This is a genomic window from Streptomyces sp. P6-2-1 (assembly GCF_050613165.1).
Classification (GTDB): domain Bacteria; phylum Actinomycetota; class Actinomycetes; order Streptomycetales; family Streptomycetaceae; genus Streptomyces.
Map to the genome: position 1 here is coordinate 6,225,775 of NZ_CP192513.1, position 25,542 is coordinate 6,251,316.

The window sequence follows — 25,542 nt, forward strand, 5'->3', positions numbered from 1 at the left end:
CGATCAGGCCGTACGGGAGCGGCTCACGTGGTCCAGTCCATGACGACCTTGCCGCCGTGCCCGCTCGCGGCGTCGGCGAACGCGGCCTCGAACTCGGCGGCCGGGTAGCGGCCCGTGATGACCGGGGCGAGGTCGAGGCCGCCTTCGAGGAGGACGGACATCGCGTACCACGTCTCGAACATCTCGCGGCCGTAGATGCCCTTGATCGTGATCATCGAGGTGACGATGCGGGCCCAGTCGACGGCGAACTCCTGCGAGGGCAGGCCGAGCATCGCGATCCTGCCGCCGTGCGTCATGTTGGCGAGCATGTCGCGCATCGCCGCCGGGTTCCCGGACATCTCCAGGCCGACGTCGAAGCCCTCGCGCAGGCCCAGGAGGCGCTGGCCGTCCGCGATGGACGCCGAGGAGACGTCGAGCGCGAGATCCGCGCCGACCTTGCGGGCCAGGTCCAGCCGCGCCTCGCTCACGTCGGTGATCGCGACGTTGCGCGCCCCCGCGTGCTTGGCGACGGCCGCCGCCATGAGGCCGATGGGGCCCGCGCCCGTGATGAGCACGTCCTCGCCGACGAGCGGGAAGGACAGCGCGGTGTGCACGGCGTTGCCGAAGGGGTCGAAGATGGCGGCGATGTCGAGGTCGACCGGGTTGCGGTGGACCCACACGTTGGAGGCGGGCAGCACGACGTACTCGGCGAAGCAGCCGTCGCGCCCGACGCCGAGCCCGACCGTCGCGCGGCACAGGTGGCGGCGGCCCGCGAGGCAGTTGCGGCACTTGCCGCACACGAGGTGACCCTCGCCGCTGACCAGGTCCCCCGCCGCGATGCCGTTGACGTCGCGGCCGACCGAGACGACCTCGCCGGAGAACTCGTGACCGACGACGAGCGGCGCGCTGACGGCCTGCTGGGCCCAGCCGTCCCAGGCGCGGATGTGCAGGTCGGTGCCGCAGATCCCGGTGCGCAGCACCTTGATGAGCACGTCCCCGGGACCGGCCTCGGGCTCCGGGACCTCCACGAGGCTCAGTCCGGGCTCCGCCTTCTCCTTGACCAGTGCCTTCACTCCGGCGGCTCCTCTTCTGTGCTCTGTGCGCGCCGTACCGCGCGGCCGCGGGGGCCGGTGGCGGTACGGAGGGGTGGGGGACGGCCGCGGCCCGCGGAAGGGTGCGCACGACCGGCATCAAGATCCTGCCGCTCCGCACGCCACCCGGTCCATCGAGGTTTTCTTAACCGCGCCTGCGGCTTTCCTACAGGCTGCGCGGGCGAGTGGGCGTGTGCGGCACGCCGTCCCCCGCGGGGCTCAGCGCGGCGGGAGGTCGTTGAGGAGGATCTGGAAGAGCTTGTGGTCGCGCCAGGCGCCGTCGATGTGGAGCATGCGGGGGGCCACGCCGAACTCGGTGAACCCGGCCTTCGCGAGGACGCGCTGCGAGGCGAGGTTGTCGAGCAGGGTCCCTGCCTCCAGACGGTGCAGGCCGAGCACGTCGTCGGCGTACCGGACGACGAAGGCCGCCGCGGCGCCGGTCAGGCCGCGGCCCGCGTACTCCTTGTCGACCCAGTAGCCGAGGTTCGCGCTGTTGAGCGGGCCGCGTACGAGCTGCGTCAGCGTGATCGTGCCGACGATGCGTTCGCCGTCCACGAACACCCAGCCGAAGAGCGTCCCTGCCTCCTGCGCGGCGAGCTGGTTGGCGAGCCGCTCGCGCTGCCCCGCGAGCGTGTAGAACTCCTCGGTCCGCACCGGTTCGAACGGCCGGAGGTGGTCGCGGTTGCGCACGTAGGCGTCGAGGAGCGCGGGGGCGTCGCCCCCGGCCAGCGGGCGCAGGAGGATGCCCGCGGAGAGGATGGTGTGATCATCGTTCGACATGCCAGGAGGCTATCCGGCCGGCGAGAACGCCGTACGGGGCGGGGACGTGGCCCCGCGGAGCCCCGGCCCCGTACGGCGTGCGCTCACTGCCCGCCGAGCCCCGTCGTCGCCACCGACTTCACGATCTGGCGCTGGAAGACCATGAAGACGATCACGAGCGGCAGCGAGGCGAGCATCGCGGCCGCCGCCGACTGCGCGTACTGGAGCCCGTAGGAGTCCTTCACCGTCGAGAGACCGACCGGGAGCGTCATGAGGTTCGGGTCGCTCGTGCTGATGAAGGGCCACAGGAAGTTGTTCCACGTCGTGATGAACACGAAGATCGCGACCGCGGCGAGGATCGGGCGCGAGAGCGGCAGCACGATGCTCCAGAAGACCCGCAGGCTCCCCGCCCCGTCGATGCGCGCCGCCTCCTCCAGCTCGCGCGGCACCCCGTCGAAGAAGCGCTTCAGGATGAACACCATCGCGGGCGCCACGACCTGCGGCAGGATCACCGCCCAGTACGTGTCGGCGAGGTGTGCGGTGATCATCTCGCGGAACAGCGGCACGATGAGGATTTGCGGCGGCACCATGATCGACGCGAGCGTCAGCGCGAGGAGCACCTTGCGGCCCCGGAAGAGGGTGCGCGAGAAGCCGTACGCGGCGAGCGCCGAGACGGCGACGGTCAGGGCCGTCACGACGACCGTGACGAGCAGGCTGTTGAGCCCCCACAGGGGAAGGTTCCCCTGGTCGAGGATCTTGCGGTACGCGCCGAGCGTGAAACCGTGCGCGGGTATCCAGCCGTCGTCGGGGGTCGCCGCGTCCGTCTCGCTCTTGAAGGACGTCACGAGCCCCCACGCGAGCGGAAGCAGCCACAGCACGGTCGCCACGAGCAGGGCGAGCAGCGCGATGACCTTCGGCAGCGGTCCGGAGCCGAGCACGGGCCCGGGGCGTACGGAGAAGCGCTGCCCGCGCGGGACGGGCGAGGTCGAGCGACGGGGCGGGGACACGGGCGGCCGCCCGGCGGACGGAACGGTCTGGGTGCTCATGTGTCACGCCTCCTTGCGCGAGAAGAGCTTGAACTGCGCGAGCGAGAGGATCACGAGGATCGCGAAGAAGACGTAGCTGATGGCCGAGGCGTAGCCGAGCCGGTAACCGGTGAAGCCGGTGTCGTAGATGTACTCCAGGATCGGCCGCGTCGAGCCGTTCGGGCCGCCGCGCGTCAGCAGGTAGATCTGGTCGAACACCTTGAGCGAGGCGAGGATCTGGAGCACGGCGATGAGCCCCGTCGTGCGCGTGAGCTGCGGCAGCGTGATCGACCACAGGCGCCGCCAGGCGCCCGCGCCGTCGAGCGCCGCCGCCTCGTAGAGGTGGTCGGGGACGGCCTGGAGGGCCGCGAGGTAGAGCAGGAAGTTGAAGCCCGCCGTCCACCACACCGTGACGAGGACGACCGCGTACATCGCCCACTTCTCGTCGACGAGCCAGCCGATACTGTCGAGACCGATCGCGTTGAGGAAGTTGTTGACCAGTCCCAGATCGGGCTGGAACATCATCGACCACACCTGCCACACGACGGCGACGGGCAGCACGTACGGCGCGAAGAACGCGAACCGCCACAGCCACTGCCCGGGCAGGTTCGCGTGCACGAGGAGCGCCATCGCGAGCGCGAGCACGACGAGCGGTACGGAGGAGAGCACCGTGAAGACGGCGGTGTTGCCGAGGCTCTTCCACACCTCGGAGTCGGTGAGCGCCTCGGCGTAGTTGCCGAGCCCGGCGAAGGAGCCGTCACCGTGCCCGGTCAGGCTCGCGTCCGTGAAGCTCATCCACAGCCCGTAGCCGAGCGGGACGAGCAGGAAGAGCCCGAAGAAGATCATGAACGGGGCGACGAAGAGACCCCCCGAACCGCCTTTCGCCGAGCGCTTCCCGAGGCCGCGCGCGCCGCTGGCGCCGGCATCGGGAGGGGTGGCGGCCTCGGGCGCGAGGCTCGCGGGGCCCGTGGTGGGGACCGTACTCATCATTGAGCGCCTTTCTGTCCCGGTCAGGCCGGATTGGGCTTGGAGAGGAAGAAGTCGAGCCCGGAGAGCATCTCGGCGACCGTCCGCTGCGCGGAGTCGGCGCCGCGCACCCCCTGGAGGAGGGCACTGCACATCCGCGCCTGGAAGTCGGAGCCCGCGCCCGTGAACCACGCGGGCGGGTCGATCGCGGGGTGCTCGGCCGCGGGGGCGTACGAGGACTGCGGGTCGAGCTTCGCGTACGCCTTCGAGCCGACGACCGGCAGGTAGGCGGGGATGTGGCCTGCCTGCGCCCACGTCATGCTGCCCTTGAGGAGTTCCGCCACGAGCCGGTGCGCGTCGCGCCGCCGCCCCTCGTCCGCGTTGTCCTGGTGCGGCAGCACGAAGGAGTGGCTGTCGGCGTACGAGGCAGGCGAGCCGAACAGGGTCGGCATGGGCGAGGCCCCGAGGTCGAACTTCGCGCCCTGGAACGTGGGGAGTTCCCACTCGCCCGAGAAGATGAAAGGCGACTGCCCCGTGGTGAAGGCGGCGACCCCCGCCGGGTAGTCCATCGTCCGCGAGTCGACGGCCACCTTCCGGAAGAACTCCACCACGTCGGCCATCTTTCCCCGGTCGACGTCGGGCTTCCGGCCCGAGAGGCCGAACGGGGCACCGGTCTGGCTGTAGAGCCCCCAGAACATGCGCCACGCCTGCGCCGTGTCGTTGAACAGCCCCATGATCGGGCCGAGCTTCCCCTTCCCCTTGCGCAGCTGCTCGGCCATGTCGAGGAAGTGCGCGGGCGACTCGGGCGGCAGGAGCCGCCCGTCGCTGTCGAGCAGCCCCGCCTTGTCCATGACCGTGCGGTCGTAGAAGACGACGAAGGGGTGCGTGTCCAGGGGGATCGCGTACGGCTGCTTCTCGAACCGCCCGAGCGCGCGCACGCGCGGGTTGATCCGCTCCTGCGGGACGCCGAACTCTTCGAGGAGCGAGGTGTCCCACGGGTCGAGCAGCCCGCCCGGCGCGTATCCCGCGAGCCGGGAGAGGTGCATGATCGCGAGGTCGGGGGCGCGACCGCCCGCCGAGGCCATCGCGAGCTTCGTGTAGTACGCGGCGCCCCAGTCCAGGACCGTGTCCTCGGGGTCGAGCCCGGGGACGTCCTCGCGCACCTTCGCGAGCATCTGGCGCATGAGCGCCCCGTCGCCGCCCTGGAAGAGGTGCCAGAACCGCACTTTGCCCGCCGAGGAGGACACCGAGCCCGCCACCGAGCCGCAGGCGGCGAGCGCGGGCGCGAGCGCGGCGGCCGAGAGCCCGGCGAGGGCGCCGCGCAGCAGACCGCGCCTGGTCGTCGTGAGGGTCACCGCTCCTCCCCCGCGGGCGCGGTGTTCCCACCGGTGCTCGCGCTGGTGCTCTCGTAGGCCGCGGGCCGCAGCTGGGCCTCGCGCACCCGGCTCACGTCGAGCTTGTCCGTGCGGTCGAAGCGGTAGACACCGTTCTGCTCCTGGAAGACGTCCGTGAGCTGCGTGTAGCAGTAGCCGAACATGAGCGGGTCGTCGAGCAGGACCCCGGTGAGCCCCGTGAAGCGCGCGTGGAACTCCTCCTCGTCACGCGGCCGGTGGCCGTATCCCCACGACACGTCGCGGTCCTCGCCCGCCGCCGCCGCCTCCTCGGGGTTCCACCAGATGCCGCCGAACTCGCTGACGAAGTACGGCTGTCCGCGATACGGGAGCGACCACACCTGATCCGGGCTCTGGTCCTGCGGGTTCACGAACGGGGCGTCGTCGGCGAGACCCGCCATCTGCTTCGCGAAGGCGGCCGGGTCCTGCTCGTAGCTGTGCGCGTCGTACACGTCCGTCTCGGCGACGCGGTGCGCGTAGCCGGAGGCGTCGATGACGGGGCGCGAGGAGTCGGCGGCCTTCGTCGCGAGGAACATCGCCCGTGTCACGTCGTCGAGCTGGGTGCGGCGGTCGTGGAGGCGCTGGTGCGTCTCGTTGAGCGGGCACCAGCCGACGATCGAGGGGTGCGCCTGGTCCCGCTCCACGGCCTCCAGCCACTGGTGCACGAAACCGGCCGTCGGCTGCTGGTTGTCCCAGGCCGTGCCGCCGCCCGTGTGCGCGCCCCAGTCGCCGAACTCGCCCCACACGAGGTAGCCGAGCCGGTCGGCGTGCCACAGGAAGCGCTCCTCGAAGACCTTCTGGTGCAGCCGCGCCCCGTTGAAGCCCGCGGCGAGCGACAGCTCGATGTCGCGCACGAGCGCCGCGTCGTCCGGCGCCGTCATGAGCCCGTCCGGGTACCAGCCCTGGTCGAGCACGAGGCGCTGGAAGACGGGCTTTCCGTTGAGCAGGAACCGCTTCCCGTCGAGCGAGACCGCACGCAGACCCGCCGTGCACACGGCCCGGTCGACGACCTCGCCCTCGGCGTCGGTCACTTCGAGCAGGACCCGGTACAGGTGCGGGTCATCGGGCGACCACGTGCGCTGCCGCGCGGGCGGTACGGCGAGGACGAGGCGGGGCGCGAGGTCGAGATCGGCCCGTACCGCCGCCTGTGCCACCGTTCCCTCCGCGTCGAGCAGTCGCGCCCGTACGCGGTGCCCCGGCCGGTTGGCCGAGAGCGGAAGCTCCAGGTGGAAGCAGCCGCCCGCGAGGTCGGGCGTGACGCGCGGGCGGCGCAGGTGCACGTCGGCGACCGGTTCCAGCCACACCGTCTGCCAGATCCCCGTCACACGCGTGTAGTTGCACGCGTGGTTGGCGTACTCGGTGGACTGCTTGCCGCGCGCCTGCGGCCCGTGCGCGGCGTCCCGCGCCCGCACGACGACGACGGCTTCCTCACCGGGCGCGGCGACCCCGCCCAGATCCGCGCTGAACGGGGTGAAACCCCCGCTGTGCCGCGCCACCTCGGTGCCGTTGACCCACACCGTCGCGTCGTGGTCGACGGCGCCGAAGTGCAGGACGGGGCGGCGCCCCGCCCATTCGGCCGGGATCGTCACGGTGCGGCGGTACCACACGGCGTGCAGGAAGTCGGTGTCCCCGATGCCCGACAACGCGGACTCGGGGCAGAACGGCACCGTGATCCGCTCGGGCAGCTCCTGCCCGACGAGACCGCGTTCGAGACCGCTGTCACCGGGGTCGCGCGCGAACTCCCACGTGCCATTGAGATTCAGCCACTCCGCACGCGCGAAAGAGGGACGCGGGTACTCGGGCCGGGGCACTTCGGGACCGGCGTCGAGCGGATGCGGACAGATGCCGTCGTACTCGGGCATGAACTCTCCTCGCGGGGACACCACTTGGGACATCACTTGGTGGGATCTCATGTCAGCACTCGGATTACATCGTTGTAAAGAGGTGGTGGCGGGGTTTCCTGCGTGTGACGGAGGGACCACGGAACGCCCCGTTCCGAGGGTGCGGGCGAATGGGGGGAATTCGCGGGGATCGGGACGGGCGGGGGAGGGACGACGGGGAGGGGGGGCGGGCTGCTCGTGGGGTGCGTCCGGAGCGTCCGTGCGTCCGGGGTGTCCGGGGTGTCCCGTGGCCGCGGGCCCCGGGGCCCGCAGCCCGCGGGTTCCGGTTGCGCATCGCCATGTCGGATTTCCGCCAGCTCCGCCCTCCGGGATGCCGCATCCTTGAGGCATGTCAGCTACTCCAGGGGCGGCCCCAGAGGCCGCAGCGACCAGCGCCGTCGTCGGCGGCCCGCAGGGCGGGCTGCACGCCGACAGGGAGCGCTGCGTGCGCGCCGTGCGTTCGCGGGACGCGCGGTTCGACGGGTGGTTCTTCACCGCGGTCACGTCCACCGGTATCTACTGCCGTCCCAGCTGCCCGGCGCTCACGCCCCGGCCCGAGAACATGGTCTTCCTGCCGAGCGCGGCCGCCTGCCAGCAGGCCGGGTTCCGGGCCTGCAAGCGGTGCCGCCCCGACGCGAGCCCCGGCTCGCCCGAGTGGAACCACCGCGCCGACCTCGTCGCCCGCGCCATGCGCCTCGTCGCCGACGGCGTCGTGGACCGCGAGGGTGTGCCGGGACTCGCCGCGCGCCTCGGCTACAGCGCCCGCCAGATCGAGCGCCAGCTCAACGCGGAACTCGGCGCGGGCCCGCTCGCCCTCGCCCGCGCCCAGCGCGCGCAGACCGCGCGCCTGCTCATCGAGACGACGGCCCTGCCGATGGCGGACATCGCCTTCGCCTCCGGCTTCTCCTCGGTCCGCACCTTCAACGAGACCGTCCAGGAGGTCTACGCGCTCCCGCCCTCCGCCCTGCGCGCCCGCGCGGGGGCCACCGCCGAGCCCGGCGCCGGCACGGTACGCCTCCGGCTCCCGCTGCGCGGCCCCTTCACGCCCGACAACCTCTTCGGCCACCTCGTCGCGACCGCGGTGCCCGGCGTCGAGGAGTGGCGCGACGGCGCCTACCGCCGCACCATCGACCTCCCGCACGGCCCCGGCATCGTCGCGCTGAGCCCGATGCCCGAGTACGTGGACTGCCGCCTGCGCCTGCGCGAGCTGCGCGACCTGCCCGCGGCGATCAGCCGCTGCCGCCGCCTCCTCGACCTCGACGCCGACCCCGAGGCCGTGGACACGGCGCTCGCGGCCGACCCCGAACTCGCGCCGCTCGTGCGCAAGGCCCCGGGCCGCCGCGTCCCGAGGACGACGGACGAGGCCGAGTTCGCGGTACGGGCCGTGCTCGGGCAGCAGGTCTCCACCGCCGCCGCGCGCACCCACGCGGGGCGCCTGGCCGCCTCGTACGGTACGGAGGTCGACGACCCCGACGGCGGGCTCACGCACCTCTTCCCCGCCCCGGCCGCGCTCGCCGCGCTCGACCCCGAGCAGCTCGCGATGCCCCGCAGCCGCCGCCGCACGCTCCTCGGCCTCGTCGACGCGCTCGCCTCGGGCACTCTCGCGCTCGGCGCGGACAGCGACTGGGACCTCGCCCGCGCGCGCCTCGCCGAACTGCCGGGGATCGGCCCCTGGACCATCGAGATCATCGCCATGCGCGCGCTCGGCGACCCCGACGCCTTCCCCGTCACCGACCTCGGTGTCCGCCAGGCCGCCGAAGCGCTCGGGCTGCCCGCCACCCCCGCCGCGCTCACCCGCCGCGCCGCCGGCTGGCGCCCCTGGCGCGCCTACGCGACGCAGTACCTGTGGGCGACGTCCACGCACCCCATCAACGTCATGCCAGGTTCCTGACCCCCCCACCCGATCGTGAGGAAGTGTTCCCCGTGCGCCGACAGCACACCCTGACCGACAGCCCCTACGGCACGCTCACGCTCGTCGCGACGGACGGCGTGCTGAGCGGCCTCTACCTGCCGCGGCACCGCCACCGTCCCGCCGACGAGACCTTCGGCGAGCGCGACGCACGCCCCTTCGCTCCGGCACTCGACCAGCTCGGCGCCTACTTCGCCGGCGAGCTGACGACCTTCTACCTGCCGCTGCACCAGGACGGCACGCCCTTCCAGCGCACCGTCTGGGACGCGCTCGTCCGCATCCCGTACGGCGAGACCCGCAGCTACGGACAGCTCGCCACCGCCCTCGGCAAACCCAGCGCCTCGCGCGCCGTGGGACTCGCCAACGGCCGCAACCCGATCAGCATCATCGTCCCGTGCCACCGCGTCGTCGGCGCCGACGGAAGCCTGACGGGGTACGCGGGCGGCGTCGAGAAGAAGAAGGCGCTGCTCGCCTTCGAGCGGGCGCGTACGGGGGCGACGGCGGCCACGGGAAGCGGCCCGGTCGGCGAGGAGGCCCTGTTCGCGCTGAACTGAGCCCTGCGTCCTGAGGCCCCGGCCTCCGGCGGGACCGCCCCGCCCCCGCCCCCGCCCCGAGCCACGTCATGCCGTCGCGCGGCCCCCGATCCGCTCCAGGAGTTCCGGCAGCGCCGTGCCGATCGGCTCCCGGACCACCTCGCTCGCCAGGTGGTCGTACGGGGTCGGCTCGGCGTTGACGACGAGGAACCGGGCGCCGTGCCGCACGGCGAGTTCCACGAGCCAGGCGACCGGGTGCACCTGGAGCGTCGTGCCGACGGCGAGGAAGACGTCCGCCGCCTTCGTCACGGCGACGGCGCGCGAGCACCTGCGGATCGAGTGCTTCCCCGCACATGACGGTGGCCGGTTTCAGGACGCCGCCGCAGGTGGCGCGGGAGGGGTCGGGCTGCCCGCCGCGACCCGCGCGAGCGCCTCCTCCATCGGCCGCCGCGCGTGGCAGCGCACGCACGCCGTGCGGTGCGCGCTCCCGTGCAGCTCGAAGACCGTGCGCGGCGCGAGCCCCGCGCGCTGGTGCGGGCCGTCCACGTTCTGCGTGAGAACCCGCAGCGGGGCGCCCGCGCGCTCCAGGTCCACGATCGCCCGGTGCGCCGCGTTCGGCTCCGCCGCGCGCGGGGTGGCCGAGCCGCAACCGTCAGGCGCGTCGGCGCACGTCCGGATCGCCCACGTAGTCCTCGTACGTGACCAGGCGTTCCGCCTCGGGATCGCGCCGCCACACCCCCTGCGGCCCCCGGTAGTCGGGAATGCCGGAGTCCGTCGAGATCCCGGCGCCGGTGAGGAGGGCGAGAAGGGGGAGCCGGGTGGTCGTCATGGGGGCGAGCGGAGGACGGGGGCCGGGCGCGCGGCGAAGGGATTTCAGTCCTCCATCCCGGGCGGCAGCACCCCGTCCACCAGCTCCACCGTGCCCTCGCCGCGGTCGAGCACGTCGAGCGCCGCCGTGACGCGCGCCGCCGGCTGCCCGGGAAGGAAGTCGGCGAGGCGCGCTCTCGGCACCATGCGCCACGAGAGCAGCTCGGCCTCCTGGAGCCGGATCGCCCCGAGCTGCCGTTCGGTCAGCACCCCGCCGTCGTACAGGTGCATGACGATCGGGGGGCGCACGGGACTGCGTGACCAGTCGACCGCGAGGAGCCGCCCGAGCGGCAGGTCGAGCCCGATCTCCTCGCGCGTCTCGCGCCGCGCCCCCTCGCGCGGCGACTCGCCCGCGTCCGCCTCCACCGTCCCGCCGGGCAGACCCCACCCGGCCCGGTAGTTGGGCTCGACGAGGAGCACCCGTCCCTCCGTGTCCCTGAAGAGCGTCGCCGCCGCCGCGAGCACGTGGGGGAGGCCCGCGATGTAGTGCGTGTACGCGCTGTCCACTTCGTTCCGACTCACGGTCACCGACCTTAGTGGCCCCCGCACGGACCCGCCCGGTCCTCTGCCCACTCCCCGGACGCGCCCCGGCTCCCGCCCGCCGCGCCGGTTAGGGTCGCTGCGGCGTGCGCGACCGGGCCGGTCCGAGGGCGCGTACGCGACCGAGCAGCCGCGCGAAGGAGAGTTGTGACCGAGGAGCACGGGCACCCGAGGGTGCTGATCGCCGCCGACAAGTTCAAGGGCTCGCTCACCGCCGTCGACGTGGCCGAGCGCGTCGGCGCGGGGCTGCGCGCGGTGCGCCCCGGGATCGCCGTGGAGGCGCTGCCGGTCGCCGACGGGGGCGACGGCACGGTCGCCGCCGCCGTCGCCGCCGGCTTCACACGGCACGAGGTGGCCGTGACGGGTCCCCTCGGCGAGCCACGTACCGCGGCCTTCGCGCTGCGCGCGGACACCGCCGTCGTCGAGATGGCGGAGGCGAGCGGGCTCCAGCACCTGCCGGCCGGGCGCTTCGCGCCGCGTACCGCGACGACGTACGGGACGGGCGAGCTGCTGCGCGCCGCGCTCGACGCGGGCGCGAGGCGCCTCGTGCTCGGCGTCGGGGGCAGCGCGACCACGGACGGCGGCGCGGGGATGCTCACGGCGCTGGGCGCGCGGTTCACCGACGCGGCGGGCGCCCCCGTGGGCCCGGGCGGCGGAGGGCTCGCCGCGCTCGCGCGCGCGGACCTGAGCGGCCTGGACCCGCGCCTCGCCGCCGCCGATCTCGTCCTCGCCTCCGACGTCGACAACCCGCTGACCGGCGAACACGGCGCCGCCGCCGTCTACGGCCCGCAGAAGGGCGCCGACGCGGAGGACGTCGCCGCGCTCGACGCGGCGCTCGCGCACTACGCGCGGGTACTCGACGGGGGCGAGCGCGCGACGGCGCCCGGCGCGGGAGCCGCGGGCGGCGTCGGCTACGGGGCGCTCGTGGGGCTCGGCGCGCGTTTCAGGCCGGGCATCGACGTGCTGCTCGACGTGCTCGGCTTCGCGGCGGCGCTGGAGCGCGCGGACCTCGTCATCACGGGCGAGGGCTCGCTCGACGCGCAGACGCTGCGCGGCAAGGCGCCCGCCGGGGTCGCGGCCGCCGCCCGCGCGCGCGGCGTCGAGGTCGTCGCCGTGTGCGGCAGGCTCGCGCTGGAGGAGGCCGAGCTGCGCGCGGCGGGCATCGCGGCCGCGTACCCCCTCACGTCGATCGAACCCGACGTCGACACCTGTGTCCGCGAAGCGGGCCCGCTCCTGGAACGCCTCGCGGGCCGCATCGCGACCGAGCGCCTGTAGGACGGCGCGCGCGGCCGCGGTACGCGCGGCAGGCGCGGGGCCCGCGGCCGCGGTACGCGCGGGGCCCCGCACCTCTCGCGAGGTGCGGGGCCCTGGCACGTACCGGGAACGCCTACGGCAGCCGTACCGCGCGCGCCTCGCGACGGTTGCCCCGGAAGTTGTTGACCCGGCGCGCCGTCGCGAAGAGCGGGATGACGGCGGCGAGCACGAGCTGGAGCGCGCACCCCGTCTGGAGCAGCAGCTGCCCGCCGGGCGCGTCGAAGGCCCAGGCGGCGAGGAGCCCCATCGCCGCGACGATCCAGCTGAGCATCGCCCCGGCGAGCGGCCCGCGCGGCTTCGGGTACTCGACGCGGCTCACCATGAGCCACGCCGTCCCGATGATCGCGAGCAGCGTCGCCACGAACGGCAGTTCGAGGAGTACGACCGACACGACCGTGAGCGCCCCGAAGGGGCTCGGCATCCCCTGGAAGACGCCGTCACGCAGCGTCACGCAGGAGAAACGGGCGAGCCGCAGCACCACGGCGAGGAGCACGACGATCGCCCCGAGCGCGGCGACTCTCTGATGCGCGTCGTCCGCGACGAGCCCGTACACGAGTACGAAGTAGGCCGGGGCGAGACCGAAGCTGATCAGGTCCGACAGGTTGTCCAGCTCGGCGCCCATCGGCGAGCTGCGCAGCTTGCGGGCCACGAGGCCGTCGAAGAGGTCGAAGACCGCCGCGCACAGCATGAGGATCACCGCGGTCGCCGCCGAGTGACGCGCCATGCCGAACTCGTCACTGCCGGTGAGGTGCGGGATGAGGATGCCCGTGGTGGTGAAGTACACCGCCATGAAGCCGCACGTCGCGTTGCCGAGCGTGAGGGCGTCCGCTATCGACAGGCGCAGCGAGAGCGGCATCTCCGGCTCGCCCGCCTCCTCGGCGTCGAGCCCCCAGGGGCTCCCCGTCTCGGGGTCGTGTGTCTCGCGGTCGTGGGTACCGCGGTCAGTCACGGTCAATGCGAGTCACCCCCGCGAGCGTCGGCTGCCCGACCTCCACGGCGACCTCGACCCCCTCCGGCAAGTAGAGGTCCACGCGGGAGCCGAACCGGATCAGGCCGATCCGCTCGCCCTGCTCGACCTTGGTGCCGCTCGGCACGTACGGCACGATGCGGCGCGCCACGGCCCCGGCGATCTGGATCATCTCGATGTCGCCGAGTTCCGTGTCGAAGTGCCACACGACACGCTCGTTGTTCTCGCTCTCCTTGTTGAAGGCGGGCACGAAACCACCGGGAACGTGTTCCACGGAGGTGATGGTGCCGGCCAGCGGAGCGCGGTTGACGTGCACGTTGAGCGGGCTCATGAAGATCGCCACGCGGGTGCGGCCGTCCTTCCACGGCATGATGCTCTGCACCACTCCGTCGGCGGGCGAGATGACCCTGCCCTCGGAGATCTCGCGCTCGGGGTCGCGGAAGAACCACAGCATCCCCGCGGCGAGGGCCGTGGCCGGTACCGCGAGCGCCGCCGCGCGCCCGGAGCGGCGGGCGCGGCCGAGGGAGAGGGCCGCCGTGGCGACGGTGGGCAGCAGCCAGGGAGAGGCGCCGCGGGCCAGGCGGACCCGGCCGCGAGTTACAGGGGTGTGGCTGTCGGGCATGGATGACCTTCGTAGCGGATGAATGCCGCGCGGATGAGACGGGGGACGGCGGCTTTCCGGGGATGGTATCGGTTGCGGCCCGCAACTGGGCAAGCCAGGAAGCGAGTCGACGGGCCAACGGCCCTCACCGGATGTGATCAGGGGCACCTCCGTACGTGCGAGGTAAACCCGTCAGTCCTTCCGTCAGTCTTCTCATCATCCCACGGCACCGTGCGGTGTGACAGGGATCTCGACGGGCGGTACGGGGCAGCGCTCCGCGCACGCGCCGTTCACTCCGGCGCGGAGAACGATGCCGTACGGGTCAGGCCGGCGGCGCGGCCCTTGCCCGCGACGACGAGCGCCATCTTGCGGCTCGCCTCGTCGATCATCTCCGCGCCGAGAATCGCTGCGCCCCTGGCCCCGCCCGCGGCCGAGGTGTGGTGGGCGTACGCGTCAAGGATCAGTTCGGCGTGGTCGTAGTCCTCCTGCGCGGGCGCGAAGACCTCGTTGGCCGCCTCGATCTGCGCCGGGTGCAGGACCCACTTCCCGTCGAAGCCGAGCGCGGCGGAGCGCCCGGCGACGGCGCGGAAGCCGTCCACGTCGTGGATCTTGAGGTAGGGGCCGTCGATCGCCTGGAGCCCGTGGGCGCGCGCGGCCAGGAGAATCTTCATGAGGATGTAGTGATAGGCGTCCGCGCCGTACCCGGGCGGCTGCTCGCCGACGACGAGCGTCTTCATGGCGATCGACGCCATGAAGTCGGCCGGGCCGAAGACGAGTGCCTCCAGGCGCGGGGAAGCGGCGGCGATCGCGTCGACGGCGACGAGACCCCGGGCGTCCTCGATCTGCGCCTCGATGCCGATGCGGCCCACGTCGAGACCCGTGGCCTTCTCGATCTGCGTGAGCAACAGGTCGAGCGCGACGACCTGTTGCGCGTCCTGCACCTTCGGCAGCAGGAGGCAGTCCAGGTGCCTGCCCGCGCCCTCGACGACCGTCACGACGTCGCGGTAGGTCCACTCGGTCGACCAGTCGTTGACCCGCACGACCCGCGTCCTGCCGCCCCAGTCGCCCTCGTTGAGGAAGCGCACCACGTTCTCGCGCGCCTCCGCCTTCGCGAGCGGGGCCACGGCGTCCTCCAGGTCGAGGAACACCTCGTCGGCGGCCAGCGACTGCGCCTTCCGCAGGAAACGCGGGTTGCTGCCGGGCACGGCGAGACAGGAGCGGCGCGGGCGGACGGGACGCGGGCCTGGCATGCCGGTCATGCGGGGACCTCCGGGGGAGCGGCGGGTACGTGCTCCCCCCGACCCTACGGGGGGTGATCACCGCACTCCGGCGGGGGCACGGTGGCGCCCGCCCCGGGGCGGGAACGGGTGCGGCGCGGACGGCGCGCGCGAGGGCGTCCCGGGGGTTTCGCGCGGGGACGTCGCGGGCGCTTCGTACGTGCCGAGCGCCGCCCGCAGCGTGCGCGCCCACTCGCCCGTCGTCACCCCGGCGCGCACGCAGTCCAGCGTGGCCTCCATGAGGCAGTCCCCTTCGATGGCCGCGTCCGCGAGCCGTTCGAGGCTCTGGCGCACGCTCGGCCACAGGTACGGGTCGGCGAGGCCCTGCCGGTCGGTGGACTCCTCGCGGGTCTCCCGCCAGCGCGCGAGGGCGGCGACCGCGGCGCACTCCTCGCCCTCCCCGGCGGCCGACGGGCCGCTCCCGGGCAGGGTGCCGGTACGGAAGGACCACAGGGGCAGGGAGGCCGAGGCGTAGGCGGTGAGGTCGCCGCGCAGGCGCAGCGCGAGCGCCGTCGCGGCGGGCCGCTCCTCGTGCGTCGTCCCGTTCAGCTCGTCGGGCGCGAGGCCCTGCTCCTCGGCGGCGACCAGGCACAGCGCGAGCAGCCACATCCCGGTGGGACCGCCGGGGAGGGCGAGACGCACGCGGCCGAGCGGGACCCCGTCGAACAGCCGCCGTACGTCACCGAGGTGAGCGAGCGACACCCCCGCGCGCCCGAAGGCGCCGCCCGCCGCCTCGCCCGGGTCGAAGCCCGCACGCGTCGGCGCGTCGCACACGAGGGCGAGTGCGGCCGTCCCTGTGGTCCTGGAGAGGTCGGTGGTGTCCTTCACGAGTGCCTCCGGCGGGGGGCTGCGGCGATGCGGCTCCTGGAGGGGCCGCCCGGACTTCCTCAACGTATGGCACGCGGTGTCAGTCAGCAAGGCGGTGAAGCTACTCGCGAGTATTAATCTGGCAAAGAGAGTGCTCACATGAGCGATGATCGATCATCCCAAGTGGGGAAAGGGATGTGCGGCCAAGGTGGGCGGAAATGATCGATCGCGGCGGGGTGGAGCAGGGGCTTCCGTGCGGAGGCGGAGGCGTGGCACGATGGGGGAGCCAACGCGATCTTGGCACTGCGTGCCGCACCCACGGGGGTGGTGCGGGGACAACGAAAAGGGGCGGCGGGACCTGTGCGGCCCGCCACCCCTCGCGGTGAAGTCCCCGTGCGCTCAGTCCCCCTGCGGGCGCAGCGCCTGCTGGATCGTGCGCATGACCTCGTCGAGCGGCGCGTCCGTGCGTGCCACCGTCACGAGCACTTCGCCGCGCGCGCTCGCCGTCGCCGCGGGGCCCGGCCTGCCGGGCGTGAGGCCGCCGACGGCGAAGTTGGCGCCGACCGTGGCCCGTACGATCGCGAAGGCGCGGTCGAGCTGGGACATGACGTCGCCCTCGCCGCCGGCCCGCAGCCAGCGCCGCAGGACGTGGTTGTGCGCGGTCACGACGGCCGAAGCGGCGACCTCGGCGAGCAGCGGCTCGTCGTTGCCGTTCTGCTCGTGCTCGTCGAAGTGGCCGAGGAGGTAGCGCGTGAAGAGCCGCTCGTAGCGCGAGACCGAGGCGATCTCGCGCTCGCGCAGCGTCGGCACCTCGCGTGTCAGTTTGTAGCGCTCGACCGAGACCTGAGGGGCTGCCGCGTACATCTTCATGACCTCTTTGATGCCCCGGCAGACCGTGTCGAGCGGGTGCTCGTGCGCGGGCGCCGCCTTGAGGACGTCCTCCACGCGGACCAGGGTGTCGTCGTGGTCGGGGAAGATCGCCTCCTCCTTCGACCGGAAATGGCGGAAGAAGGTCCGGCGGGCGACCCCTGCGGCCGCGGCGATCTCATCGACGGTCGTCGCCTCGTACCCCTTCGTCGCGAACAGCTCCATCGCCGCGGACGCCAGCTCGCGGCGCATCTTGAGGCGTTGGGCCGCGGCCCGGCCGCCGGAGCCGTTCTCGGTGCCTGCCGGGGCCTGGGGCGTGGCGGTACGGGGTGCGGAGGGGGGCGACGGAGGCGTGGCCGACTGGGACATGCTCCCGAACGTACTGCATCGCGCCGCGCGCGTGTGCGCTGCCCGCCGCTCGCGACCCCGCCCGTACGCCCCTCGCGCGCGCCGCGCGCCGACCGCGTACGGGCCCGGGGGTGGCCCCGCGCCCCTCCCGCCCCTCGCCGTCGCGCTCCGATGAGCGACCCTCGCACGTGATGAGCGGCCGTGCGTGCCCGCCGTCCCCGGCACGGGTGAACTGGGCGAGGAGGAAGGGCTTTTCCTTCTTCCTGGCCCCCTGACCCTGCGCCGCCTCAGCCGCTACGCTCGGCTGCCATGAACAAAGAGTTGCGTGCGCTCACGGACCGCTTACGGTGCGAGGCGGTGGTGGAGGGGGAGCGGGCGGTCGACGAGTGCGAACGACTGGCACGCGCGGCCGGGCCCGAGGAACTGGCCGGGGTGCTGAGCGACCCCGGCCGCCCGCTGTGGGCCAGGGAGCTGGCGGCCTACCGCCTCGGCTTCGCCAAGGACCCGCGCGCCTTCGAGACCCTTGTCCTCTTCCTCAATCACCGCGACCCCCAGCGCTGCGCCACGGCGGCACAGGCCCTCGCCGCGCTCGGCGACCCCAGGACGGCGCGCGCCGCCGCCGCGCTCGCCACCAACGAACTGCGCGTCGCCTACGCGGGACAGGCCGTACGGCTCCTCACCACGCTCCGCGCCCCCGAGTCCGTCCCCGCGCTCATCGCGACGCTGGAGCGCCGGCTCGTGCGCAACGACCCCTACCGCAACGTCGCGCTCGCGTGCGTCGCCGGGCTCGGCGTGCTCGGGGACCGGCGGGCGCGCCGGGTGCTCCAGGCCGCCGAACAGCACCCTGGGCTCGGCGCCGCCGCCTCGGCCGCGCTCGCCCGCATCCCGGCGCCGCGGAACCGGCGCCCCGCCGAACTGCGCAAGAAGGAGGCCGGGACCGGGGGCTGAGGGCCGTTCGGGTCCCCGGGGCAGGGGCGTGCGGGCCGTGCGCCACCGGCTCACAGAAGGGTGAGCTGGGTGGGGCCCGCCGGTTCGGGCCCCCGCGCGCGCTCCGGGGCGTGCGGAGGCGGTACGTGCGCCTGCTCGGCGAGCGGTACGCCCTCGCCCGAACCGGCGCGCCCGTCCCTGTGCTCCTGGGCGCGCCACGACGCGGCCCGCCGTTCGCCCATGCCGTAGGCCCGGGCGAGTTCGTGGACCCGGCGCGTGATGCGGCGCTGGTACCACGTGGGCGCGTAGGCCCCGTCCCCGTACAGGCGCCGGTAGGGGCCGACCAGGCGCGGGTGCTCGCGGGCGAGCCAGGACATGAACCACTCGCGCGCGCCGGGCCGCAGGTGCAGCACGAGCGGGGTGACCGAGGTGGCGCCCGCCTCGGCGACGGCCCGTACCGTCGCTTCCAGTTGCTCGGGGCTGTCGCCCAGGTACGGGATGACGGGGGCCATGAGGACGCCGCAGTCCAGGCCCCGCTCGCCGAGGCGCCGTACGACGTCGAGCCGCCTGGCGGGGGCCGGGGTGCCGGGCTCGACCGTGCGCCACAGCGTCTCGTCCGTGAAGCCGACCGAGACCGAGACGCCGACCTGCGTCACGCGCGCGGCCTCGGCGAGCAGCGGCAGGTCGCGGAGGATCAGCGTGCCCTTCGTGAGGATGCTGAAGGGGTTGGCGTGCTCGGTGAGCGCCGTGATGATCCCCGGCATCAGCGCGTAGCGGCCCTCGGCGCGCTGATAGCAGTCCACGTTGGTGCCCATCGCGATGTGCTCGCCGTGCCAGCGCGGCGAGGCGAGGCGCTTGCGGAGCAGTTCGGGCGCGTTGACCTTGACGACGATCTGGCTGTCGAAGCCGAGGCCCGTGTCGAGATCGAGGTAGCTGTGCGTCTTGCGCGCGAAGCAGTAGACGCAGGCGTGCGAGCAGCCCCGGTAGGGGTTCACGGTCCACTCGAAGGGCATCCGCGAGGCGCCGGGGACGCGGTTGACGATCGAGCGGGCGCGTATCTCGTGGAAGGTGATGCCCGCGAATTCGGGTGTGTCGAAGGTGCGGGTCGTGACGGACTCGGCGGAGAACAGCGCGTTCCTCGCGGTCGTCGCGTCGTTGACGGTGTCGTTCAGGTTGTCCCAGCGCATGGCGGCCTCCTCGGGGTAGCGGACCGGCTGCGCTCGAACAATAGAACATTTGTTCCCTTGATCGCCGGGACGCTGGATTTGGCGGCGTGGCCCCGCGATGGTTGGGTGGGCCCCACCGCCGCCCGGCGGGCGTGCGGGAACACCCGGCGAAGTCCCTGGAGGTAGTGCAATGGCGCAGGTCGAGGCCACGACGGAGCGGATCATCGCGGCCGGCCCCGAGGATGTCTTCGACGCGCTCGCCGACTACAGCGGCACGCGCGAGAAGCTCCTGCCCGAACAGTTCAGCGAGTACGAGGTGCGCGAGGGCGGCGACGGCGAGGGCACCCTCGTGCACTGGAAGCTCCAGGCGACGAGCAAGCGGATCAGGGACTGCCTCCTGGAGGTCGGTGAGCCGCAGGACGGCCAGCTCGTCGAGAAGGACCGCAACTCCTCGATGGTGACGACGTGGACGGTGACCCCGAGCGGCGAGGGCGCCTCGCGGGTCGTCGTGACGACGACGTGGGACGGGGCGGGCGGCATCGGCGGCTTCTTCGAGAAGACGTTCGCGCCGAAGGGGCTCGCGCGGATCTATGACGCGGAACTCGCCAAGCTGGCCGCGCACTTCGGGGCGTGACCAGCCCGCGGCGCGTTCGGGAGGGGCTGGGCGTGCCCAGCCCCTCCGGCGTTCGGTGAACGGGGTCCCGGGCGGAGTCGCCGCAAGCCGGGCGGGCGTCAACCCGCGTCCCCTCCCGCCCGCGGAGGAATGTCACTGAGACGAGTGGATCTCCGTATCCCTCCCGCCATACGCCGTAAGGCCCTCACCGGCGCAGATGCCCGCGCGCCCGCGCACCACCACCCCTTTCTCCCCACTCTTCGTACTTGCGTCGCCACGGAACGCGATGCGAGAACGGTCCCCGCACGGGCGGACGAAGGGGACAAGGGTGAGCGGTACGACGCTGGCGGAGAACTGGCCGGGGCTCGACGAACGGGGAGGCGCGCCCCTCGCCGAGCCGGCGCACCCCAGCCCCGTACCCCCGCGGACCGAAGACCCGCCCCCGCGGGAACCCGCGCCCGCCCTGACCCGGGCCCAGATCCGCACCGTCTTCCTCGGGCTCATGCTCGCGCTGCTCCTCGCGGCGCTTGAGCAGATGATCGTCGCGACCGCGCTCCCCAAGATCGTCGGGGAACTGCACGGCCTCGACCGCATGTCGTGGGCGATCACCGCGTACCTGCTGACCTCGACCGTGGGCCTGCCGATCTACGGGAAGCTCGGCGACCTCTTCGGGCGCAAGGGCGTCTTCCAGTTCGCGATCCTCGTCTTCGTCGTCGGCTCCGCGCTCGCGGGCTGGTCCCGCTCGATGGACCAGCTCATCGCCTTCCGCGCCATCCAGGGCATCGGCGCGGGCGGGCTCATGATCGGCGTGCAGGCGATCATCGGGGACATCGTGCCGCCGCGCGAACGCGGCAGGTACATGGGCCTCATCGGCGCCGCCTTCGGGCTCGCCTCGGTCGCCGGGCCGCTCCTCGGCGGCTTCTTCACCGACCATGTCTCGTGGCGCTGGTGCTTCTACTTCAACGTCCCCTTCGGACTGCTGACCCTCGCCGTCGTCACCGTCGTGCTCAAACTGCCCAAGCCGCGCGGCAAGGCGAAGCTCGACCTGCTCGGCGCGACCCTGCTCGCCGTCGCGTCCGCGTGCCTCGTGCTGCTCACGAGCTGGGGCGGCACCGAGTACGCGTGGGGCTCGCGCATGATCATCGGGCTCGGCGCGGGCGCCGTCGTCAGCTCCGCGCTCTTCCTGCTCGCCGAGCACTACGCCGCCGAACCGCTCATCCCGCTGCGCCTGTTCCGCGAACGCGCCTTCAACGTGACGGGGCTCGTGGGGGCCGTCGTCGGCGTCGCGCTCTTCGGCGCGGCGAGCTACCTGCCCACGTACCTCCAGATGGTCGACGGGGCGAGCGCCACCGAGTCCGGGCTGCTCATGCTGCCGATGATGGGCGGCGTCGTCATCGCCTCGATCGTCGCGGGCCAGCTCATCACGCACACCGGGCACTACCGGATCTACCCGATCCTCGGCGGGGTCCTCTCCACGCTCGGCATGTGGCTCCTGTCCCGCCTGGAGATCGGCACCTCGCGGTTCACCTACAGCGTGTGGATGGCCGTGCTCGGCGCCGGGATCGGGCTCATCATGCCGGTCCTCGTCCTCGCCGTGCAGAACGCCGTGCGCCCCGGGGACCTCGGCACGGCGACGAGCGCGAACAACTACTTCCGGCAGATCGGCGGCAGCGTCGGCGCCGCGATCTTCGGCACCCTCTTCGCGAGCCGCCTCGCCGACGCGCTCGCCGACCGGCTGCCCGCGGGCGCCGGTGACACCCTGCCCGACCCCGAGTCCGTGACCCCGCAGCTCGTGCACCACCTCCCGGCGGCGCTGCGGGACGGATTCATCCAGGCGTACGCCGACGCGATGCCGAGGATCTTCCTCTACCTCGTGCCGGTGCTCGCCCTCGGCCTGCTGATCGCCTGCTTCCTGAAGGAGACCCCCCTCGTGTCCACCGCCGCCGCGCACACCCCCGCAGAGCAGCCCGCCGAGCCGGGGCCCGAGACGCTCGCCGACACCACCGAAGTCCGCCTCCCCGCGAGCCGCACCCCGCACGCGGGCCCCGGCGTCCCCGTGTGCGGCAGCGTCCAGCACCCGGACGGCAGCCCCGTACCGCGCGCCGCGCTCACGCTCATCGACATCACGGGGCAGCAGGTCGGGCGCGGGGCGAGCGGCGAGGACGGCAGGTACGCGCTCGCGACGCCGGGGATCGGCTCGTACGTGCTCATCGCGGCCGCGGGAGGGCACCAGCCGCAGGCGGTCACGGTGACCGTCGCGGAGCGGCCCGTGGAACTGGATGTCGTGCTCGGCGGCGCGGGGCGGCTCGCGGGGCGGGTCGTCACGGCGGACGGCACGCCTGTGGCGGGCGCGTCGGTGACGCTCACGGACGTGCGCGGCGAGGTCGTCGGGCACGCGCGCGCGGAGCACGACGGGGCGTACGTGCTCGACGACCTCGTCGCGGGGGAGTACACGCTCGCCGCGAGCGCGACCGCCTTCCGGCCCGCCGCACTGCCGCTCAGCGTGCAGGCGGCGCGCGAGACGCGGCAGGACATCGAGCTGGCCGGGGGAGCGGTGCTGCGCGGGACGGTACGGGCCAGGGGCGGGCGCCCCGTCGAGGACGCGCGCGTCACGCTGCTCGACGCGGCGGGCAACGTCGTCGACTCGCTCACGACCGAGGCCGACGGCAGCTTCCGCTTCGTGGACCTGTCCTCCGGCGAGTACACGGTCATCGCGGCGGGCTACCCGCCGGTCGCCACGGTCCTCCAGGTGGCGGGCGGCGGCCGTACGGAACGCGACCTCCTCCTGGGCCACGAGGACTGACCTGCCCGGCCGGGTGCGGCCGCCCGTGCACACGTGCCGGGCGGGCCCCGAACGGCGGGCCTGCCGCCGCCACCGAAGGCCGCCGCCGCTGATGGCCGCTGACGCCGATGGCCGCTGACGCCGATGGCCGCTGACGCCGCTGATGGCCGCTGATGGCGTCGTTGGCCGCTGACGGCCGCACAGACCGGCGGTCCCGGCCGCCTCCCCTGCCGGGCCGCCCCGGCGTCCGCCCTCCTTCCCGAGCGCTTCCGGGAGGAGGGCGGGCGTCTTTCCACGCCCTGGCTGGCGCGCCCGGGTGCCGCGCTCCGCGGGTGCCGTGCCCGGTACGCCCCCGGCCCCCGCGCCGCCCCCGCCGGACGCTGTCGCCGAGCCCACTGCGTTCGCGGCGGCCCGCCCTCCCGGCCCCGCGGCCCTCACCGCCGGCTCGCGCCCGTGCCGCACGGCACGGGCCGACACGGGCGAGGCGCACGCGTGCTCCGCCCGCCGGGCGCGGGAGGCCGGGGGCCGTGCTGAGGCCGTCCCGCGGCAGGACCCCGGGCCGGCACGCGGCAGCCGTGCCGTCACCGGTACGGCCATTGGCGGTGCCTTCACCTCGGTGGGAAGGCCATTGACCTGCGCGCCTGCCGCAAGATCTACTCTGACGGGGCCGCCCGGCACGGGCCCGGCCCCCGAGGGAAGGAGGACGCGTGCGGATTCTGATCAGCGCCGACATGGAGGGCGCCACCGGGGTCACCTGGCCCGGGGACGTACTCCCCGGCACCCCGCTCTGGGAGCGGTGCCGGCCGATGTTCACCTCCGACGTCGACGCCGCCGTGCGCGGTTTCTACGACGGCGGCGCGGACTCCGTGCTCGTCAACGAGGCGCACTGGTCGATGCGGAATCTGCTCATCGAGCGGATGGACGAGCGCGTCGAGATGCTCACCGGCAAGCACAAGGACCTCAGCATGGTCGAGGGCGCGCAGTACGAGGGCGCCCGTGCCGCCGACGCGATCGCCTTCGTCGGCTACCACGCGGGGGCCGGTATGGAGGGCGTCCTCGCGCACACCTTCCTCGCCAACCAGATCACCGGCGTGTGGCTCGACGGGCGGCGCGCGAGCGAGGGCCTGCTCAACGCCGCGCTCGTCGCCGAGTACGGCATCCCCGTCATCCTCGTCACCGGTGACGACCTCGCCTGCCGGGACGCCGACGGCTACGCGCCCGAGGCCCGCAAGGTCGCGGTCAAGGACCATGTCTCGCGGTACGCGGCGATCTGCCGCACCCCCACCCGTACGGCCAGGGACATCCACGCGGCGGCGAGGGAGGCCGTCGCGCTCGCAGGCCGCCACGAGCCCGTACCCGCGGCGCCGCACACGGTCGAAGTCGAGTTCGACGCGGCCCACCTCTCGCAGTCCGTCACCGCGATCCCCGGCGTCGAGCGCGCGGGCGAACGCAAGGTCTCCTTCGAGAGCCCGACCATGTACGAGGCGTACCGCACCTTCAAGTCGGTGTGCTCGATCGCCTCCGGAGCAGTGGAGGAGCAGTATGGCTGAGCAGCAGACCCCCGCGGCCGGGAGCCCCGCGGCCGGGAGCCCCGACGCCCTTTCCCTCGACGAGGTCGTCACCTACACGTCGGACCTCATCCGCATCGACACCACGAACAGGGGCGGTGGCGACTGCCAGGAACGCCCCGCCGCCGAGTACTGCGCGGCCCGCCTCGCCGAGGCCGGGCACGAGCCCGTGCTCCTGGAGCGCACCAAGGGCCGCGCGAACGTCGTCGTCCGCGTCCCCGGCACCGACCCCACGGCGCCCGGGCTCCTCGTGCACGGCCACCTCGACGTCGTGCCCGCGCAGGCCGCCGACTGGAGCGTCGACCCGTTCTCGGGCGAGGTGCGCGACGGGCTCGTGTGGGGGCGCGGTGCCGTCGACATGAAGAACATGGACGCGATGATCCTCGCGGTCCTCAACTCCTGGCACCGCACCGGGGTTCGCCCGCGCCGTGACGTCGTCGTCGCCTTCACCGCCGACGAGGAGGCGAGCGCCGAGGACGGCTCCGAGTTCCTGGCCGAACAGCACGGCCACCTCTTCGAGGGGGTCACCGAGGGCGTCAGCGAGTCCGGGGCCTTCACCTTCCACGACGGCTCCGGCAACGAGCTGTACCCCATCGCCGCAGGCGAACGCGGCACCGCCTGGCTGAAGTTGACCGCGCGAGGCCGTGCCGGGCACGGCTCCAAGGCGAACGCGGAGAACGCCGTGAGCCGCCTCGCCGCCGCCGTCACGCGCATCGGCGCCCACCGGTGGCCCGTCCGCCTCACGCCCGTCGTGAGCGCCGCTCTCAAGGACATCGGCGCGGTCTACGGGCTCGAAGCCGACCTGGACGCACCGGACTTCGACGTCGACGCCTACCTCGCCAAGCTCGGCCCCGCCGCCTCGCTCGTCGCGTCGACCGTGCGCAACAGCTCCAACCCCACGATGCTCGACGCCGGTTACAAGGTCAACGTGATCCCCGGCAGCGCCACGGCGATGATCGACGGCCGGTTCCTGCCCGGGCACGAGGACGAGTTCCGGGCCACGATGGACGAGCTGACCGGGCCCGACGTGGAGTGGGAGTTCCACCACCGCGAGACCGCGCTGACGGCCCCGCTCGACTCGCCCACGTACGCGCGGATGCGGGAAGCCGTACGGGAGTTCGCGCCCGAGGGCATCCCGGTCCCGTACTGCATGTCGGGCGGCACCGACGCGAAGCAGTTCTCGCGCCTCGGCATCACGGGCTACGGTTTCTCACCGCTGCGCATGCCGCCGGGGCTCGACTACAACGCGCTCTTCCACGGCGTCGACGAGCGCGTCCCCGTGGACGCCCTCCACTTCGGTGTCCGCGTCCTGGACCGCTTCCTGCGCACCGCCTGAGCGGACGCGGCGAGGCTCCCGTACTCCGT

Annotated in this window: 21 protein-coding genes and 1 pseudogene; 8 read left to right on the top strand and 14 right to left on the bottom strand. The window is 73.4% G+C overall.

The genetic code is table 11. The features are described 5' to 3' along the window. Positions 1–23: 23 nt before the first annotated feature. The 6 genes from tdh to ACQYWQ_RS26280 all read right to left on the bottom strand — a co-directional run bounded on the left by tdh (position 24) and on the right by ACQYWQ_RS26280 (position 7,073). A complete protein-coding gene (gene tdh / locus ACQYWQ_RS26255) occupies positions 24–1,052 on the bottom strand; it encodes an L-threonine 3-dehydrogenase (protein ID WP_431038020.1) in 1,029 nt (342 codons plus the stop codon). A gap of 237 nt (positions 1,053–1,289) precedes the next feature. After that, positions 1,290–1,850 carry a GNAT family N-acetyltransferase gene (locus ACQYWQ_RS26260; RefSeq protein ID WP_431038021.1) on the bottom strand — a complete coding sequence of 187 codons (561 nt, stop codon included), beginning with the start codon at positions 1,848–1,850 and terminating at the stop codon, positions 1,290–1,292. 83 nt (positions 1,851–1,933) lie between these two features. Then, complete coding sequence (locus tag ACQYWQ_RS26265) at positions 1,934–2,875, bottom strand: carbohydrate ABC transporter permease (protein ID WP_431038023.1); 942 nt, start codon at positions 2,873–2,875, stop codon at positions 1,934–1,936. Positions 2,876–2,878: 3 nt separating this feature from the next. Further along, entirely contained in the window at positions 2,879–3,841 is a 963-nt protein-coding gene (locus tag ACQYWQ_RS26270; protein ID WP_431039350.1) for a carbohydrate ABC transporter permease, read from the bottom strand. Positions 3,842–3,864: 23 nt separating this feature from the next. Continuing rightward, complete coding sequence (locus tag ACQYWQ_RS26275; protein ID WP_431038025.1) at positions 3,865–5,175, bottom strand: extracellular solute-binding protein; 1,311 nt, start codon at positions 5,173–5,175, stop codon at positions 3,865–3,867. Beyond that, on the bottom strand, positions 5,172–7,073 hold the full coding sequence (locus ACQYWQ_RS26280; RefSeq protein ID WP_431038027.1) for a glycoside hydrolase family 2 protein: 1,902 nt from the start codon (positions 7,071–7,073) through the stop codon (positions 5,172–5,174). Before ACQYWQ_RS26280 ends, ACQYWQ_RS26275 begins: the two co-directional genes overlap by 4 nt. A 439-nt stretch (positions 7,074–7,512) precedes the next feature. Between ACQYWQ_RS26280 and ACQYWQ_RS26285 the strand changes: the two genes are divergently transcribed. After that, positions 7,513–8,982, top strand: a complete 1,470-nt coding sequence (locus ACQYWQ_RS26285; RefSeq protein ID WP_431039351.1) for an AlkA N-terminal domain-containing protein — start codon at positions 7,513–7,515, stop codon at positions 8,980–8,982. 32 nt (positions 8,983–9,014) lie between these two features. Next, positions 9,015–9,554: a methylated-DNA--[protein]-cysteine S-methyltransferase gene (locus ACQYWQ_RS26290; RefSeq protein WP_431038028.1), complete on the top strand. Its 540-nt coding sequence runs from the start codon at positions 9,015–9,017 to the stop codon at positions 9,552–9,554. A 66-nt stretch (positions 9,555–9,620) separates the two neighbouring features. Here ACQYWQ_RS26290 and ACQYWQ_RS26295 read toward each other — a convergent pair. Then, a pseudogene (locus tag ACQYWQ_RS26295) lies at positions 9,621–10,362 on the bottom strand (SIR2 family NAD-dependent protein deacylase). A gap of 44 nt (positions 10,363–10,406) precedes the next feature. Next, positions 10,407–10,907: an NUDIX domain-containing protein gene (locus ACQYWQ_RS26300; RefSeq protein ID WP_431039352.1), complete on the bottom strand. Its 501-nt coding sequence runs from the start codon at positions 10,905–10,907 to the stop codon at positions 10,407–10,409. Positions 10,908–11,087: 180 nt separating this feature from the next. Between ACQYWQ_RS26300 and ACQYWQ_RS26305 the strand changes: the two genes are divergently transcribed. Further along, entirely contained in the window at positions 11,088–12,215 is a 1,128-nt protein-coding gene (locus ACQYWQ_RS26305; protein ID WP_431038030.1) for a glycerate kinase, read from the top strand. A 112-nt stretch (positions 12,216–12,327) separates the two neighbouring features. Here the strand turns inward: ACQYWQ_RS26305 and pssA are convergent, their stop codons facing one another. The 5 genes from pssA to ACQYWQ_RS26330 form a co-directional block, all read right to left on the bottom strand. Beyond that, positions 12,328–13,110 carry a CDP-diacylglycerol--serine O-phosphatidyltransferase gene (gene pssA, locus ACQYWQ_RS26310; RefSeq protein ID WP_431039353.1) on the bottom strand — a complete coding sequence of 261 codons (783 nt, stop codon included), beginning with the start codon at positions 13,108–13,110 and terminating at the stop codon, positions 12,328–12,330. A gap of 85 nt (positions 13,111–13,195) precedes the next feature. Then, complete coding sequence (locus ACQYWQ_RS26315; RefSeq protein WP_030997063.1) at positions 13,196–13,843, bottom strand: phosphatidylserine decarboxylase; 648 nt, start codon at positions 13,841–13,843, stop codon at positions 13,196–13,198. A gap of 269 nt (positions 13,844–14,112) precedes the next feature. After that, the gene (locus ACQYWQ_RS26320) at positions 14,113–15,081 is read right to left on the bottom strand and encodes an HpcH/HpaI aldolase/citrate lyase family protein (RefSeq protein WP_431038031.1); all 969 of its coding nucleotides are present in this window, start codon (positions 15,079–15,081) and stop codon (positions 14,113–14,115) included. Between the two features lie 57 nt (positions 15,082–15,138). Further along, positions 15,139–15,927 carry a methylmalonyl-CoA mutase family protein gene (locus ACQYWQ_RS26325; RefSeq protein WP_431038032.1) on the bottom strand — a complete coding sequence of 263 codons (789 nt, stop codon included), beginning with the start codon at positions 15,925–15,927 and terminating at the stop codon, positions 15,139–15,141. A 378-nt stretch (positions 15,928–16,305) separates the two neighbouring features. Then, a complete protein-coding gene (locus ACQYWQ_RS26330) occupies positions 16,306–17,142 on the bottom strand; it encodes a TetR family transcriptional regulator (RefSeq protein WP_431038034.1) in 837 nt (278 codons plus the stop codon). 288 nt (positions 17,143–17,430) lie between these two features. Here ACQYWQ_RS26330 and ACQYWQ_RS26335 point away from each other — a divergent pair, with 288 nt between their 5' ends. After that, positions 17,431–18,069 (top strand): adenylosuccinate lyase, encoded by a 639-nt coding sequence (locus ACQYWQ_RS26335; protein ID WP_431038035.1) that lies wholly within the window; start codon positions 17,431–17,433, stop codon positions 18,067–18,069. A gap of 50 nt (positions 18,070–18,119) precedes the next feature. On the opposite strand, the gene ACQYWQ_RS26340 is transcribed toward ACQYWQ_RS26335, so the two are convergent. Continuing rightward, positions 18,120–19,235 carry an Rv2578c family radical SAM protein gene (locus ACQYWQ_RS26340; RefSeq protein ID WP_431038037.1) on the bottom strand — a complete coding sequence of 372 codons (1,116 nt, stop codon included), beginning with the start codon at positions 19,233–19,235 and terminating at the stop codon, positions 18,120–18,122. Positions 19,236–19,404: 169 nt separating this feature from the next. On the opposite strand from ACQYWQ_RS26340, the gene ACQYWQ_RS26345 reads away from it, so the two are divergent. The 4 genes from ACQYWQ_RS26345 to ACQYWQ_RS26360 all read left to right on the top strand — a co-directional run bounded on the left by ACQYWQ_RS26345 (position 19,405) and on the right by ACQYWQ_RS26360 (position 25,513). After that, on the top strand, positions 19,405–19,848 hold the full coding sequence (locus ACQYWQ_RS26345; RefSeq protein ID WP_431038038.1) for an SRPBCC family protein: 444 nt from the start codon (positions 19,405–19,407) through the stop codon (positions 19,846–19,848). A gap of 307 nt (positions 19,849–20,155) precedes the next feature. Further along, on the top strand, positions 20,156–22,630 hold the full coding sequence (locus ACQYWQ_RS26350) for an MFS transporter (RefSeq protein WP_431038039.1): 2,475 nt from the start codon (positions 20,156–20,158) through the stop codon (positions 22,628–22,630). A gap of 686 nt (positions 22,631–23,316) precedes the next feature. Beyond that, the gene (locus ACQYWQ_RS26355; protein WP_431038041.1) at positions 23,317–24,159 is read left to right on the top strand and encodes a M55 family metallopeptidase; all 843 of its coding nucleotides are present in this window, start codon (positions 23,317–23,319) and stop codon (positions 24,157–24,159) included. Next, positions 24,152–25,513, top strand: a complete 1,362-nt coding sequence (locus ACQYWQ_RS26360) for a M20/M25/M40 family metallo-hydrolase (protein ID WP_431038042.1) — start codon at positions 24,152–24,154, stop codon at positions 25,511–25,513. The genes ACQYWQ_RS26355 and ACQYWQ_RS26360 overlap by 8 nt, the downstream gene beginning before the upstream one ends. Positions 25,514–25,542 lie beyond the last annotated feature (29 nt).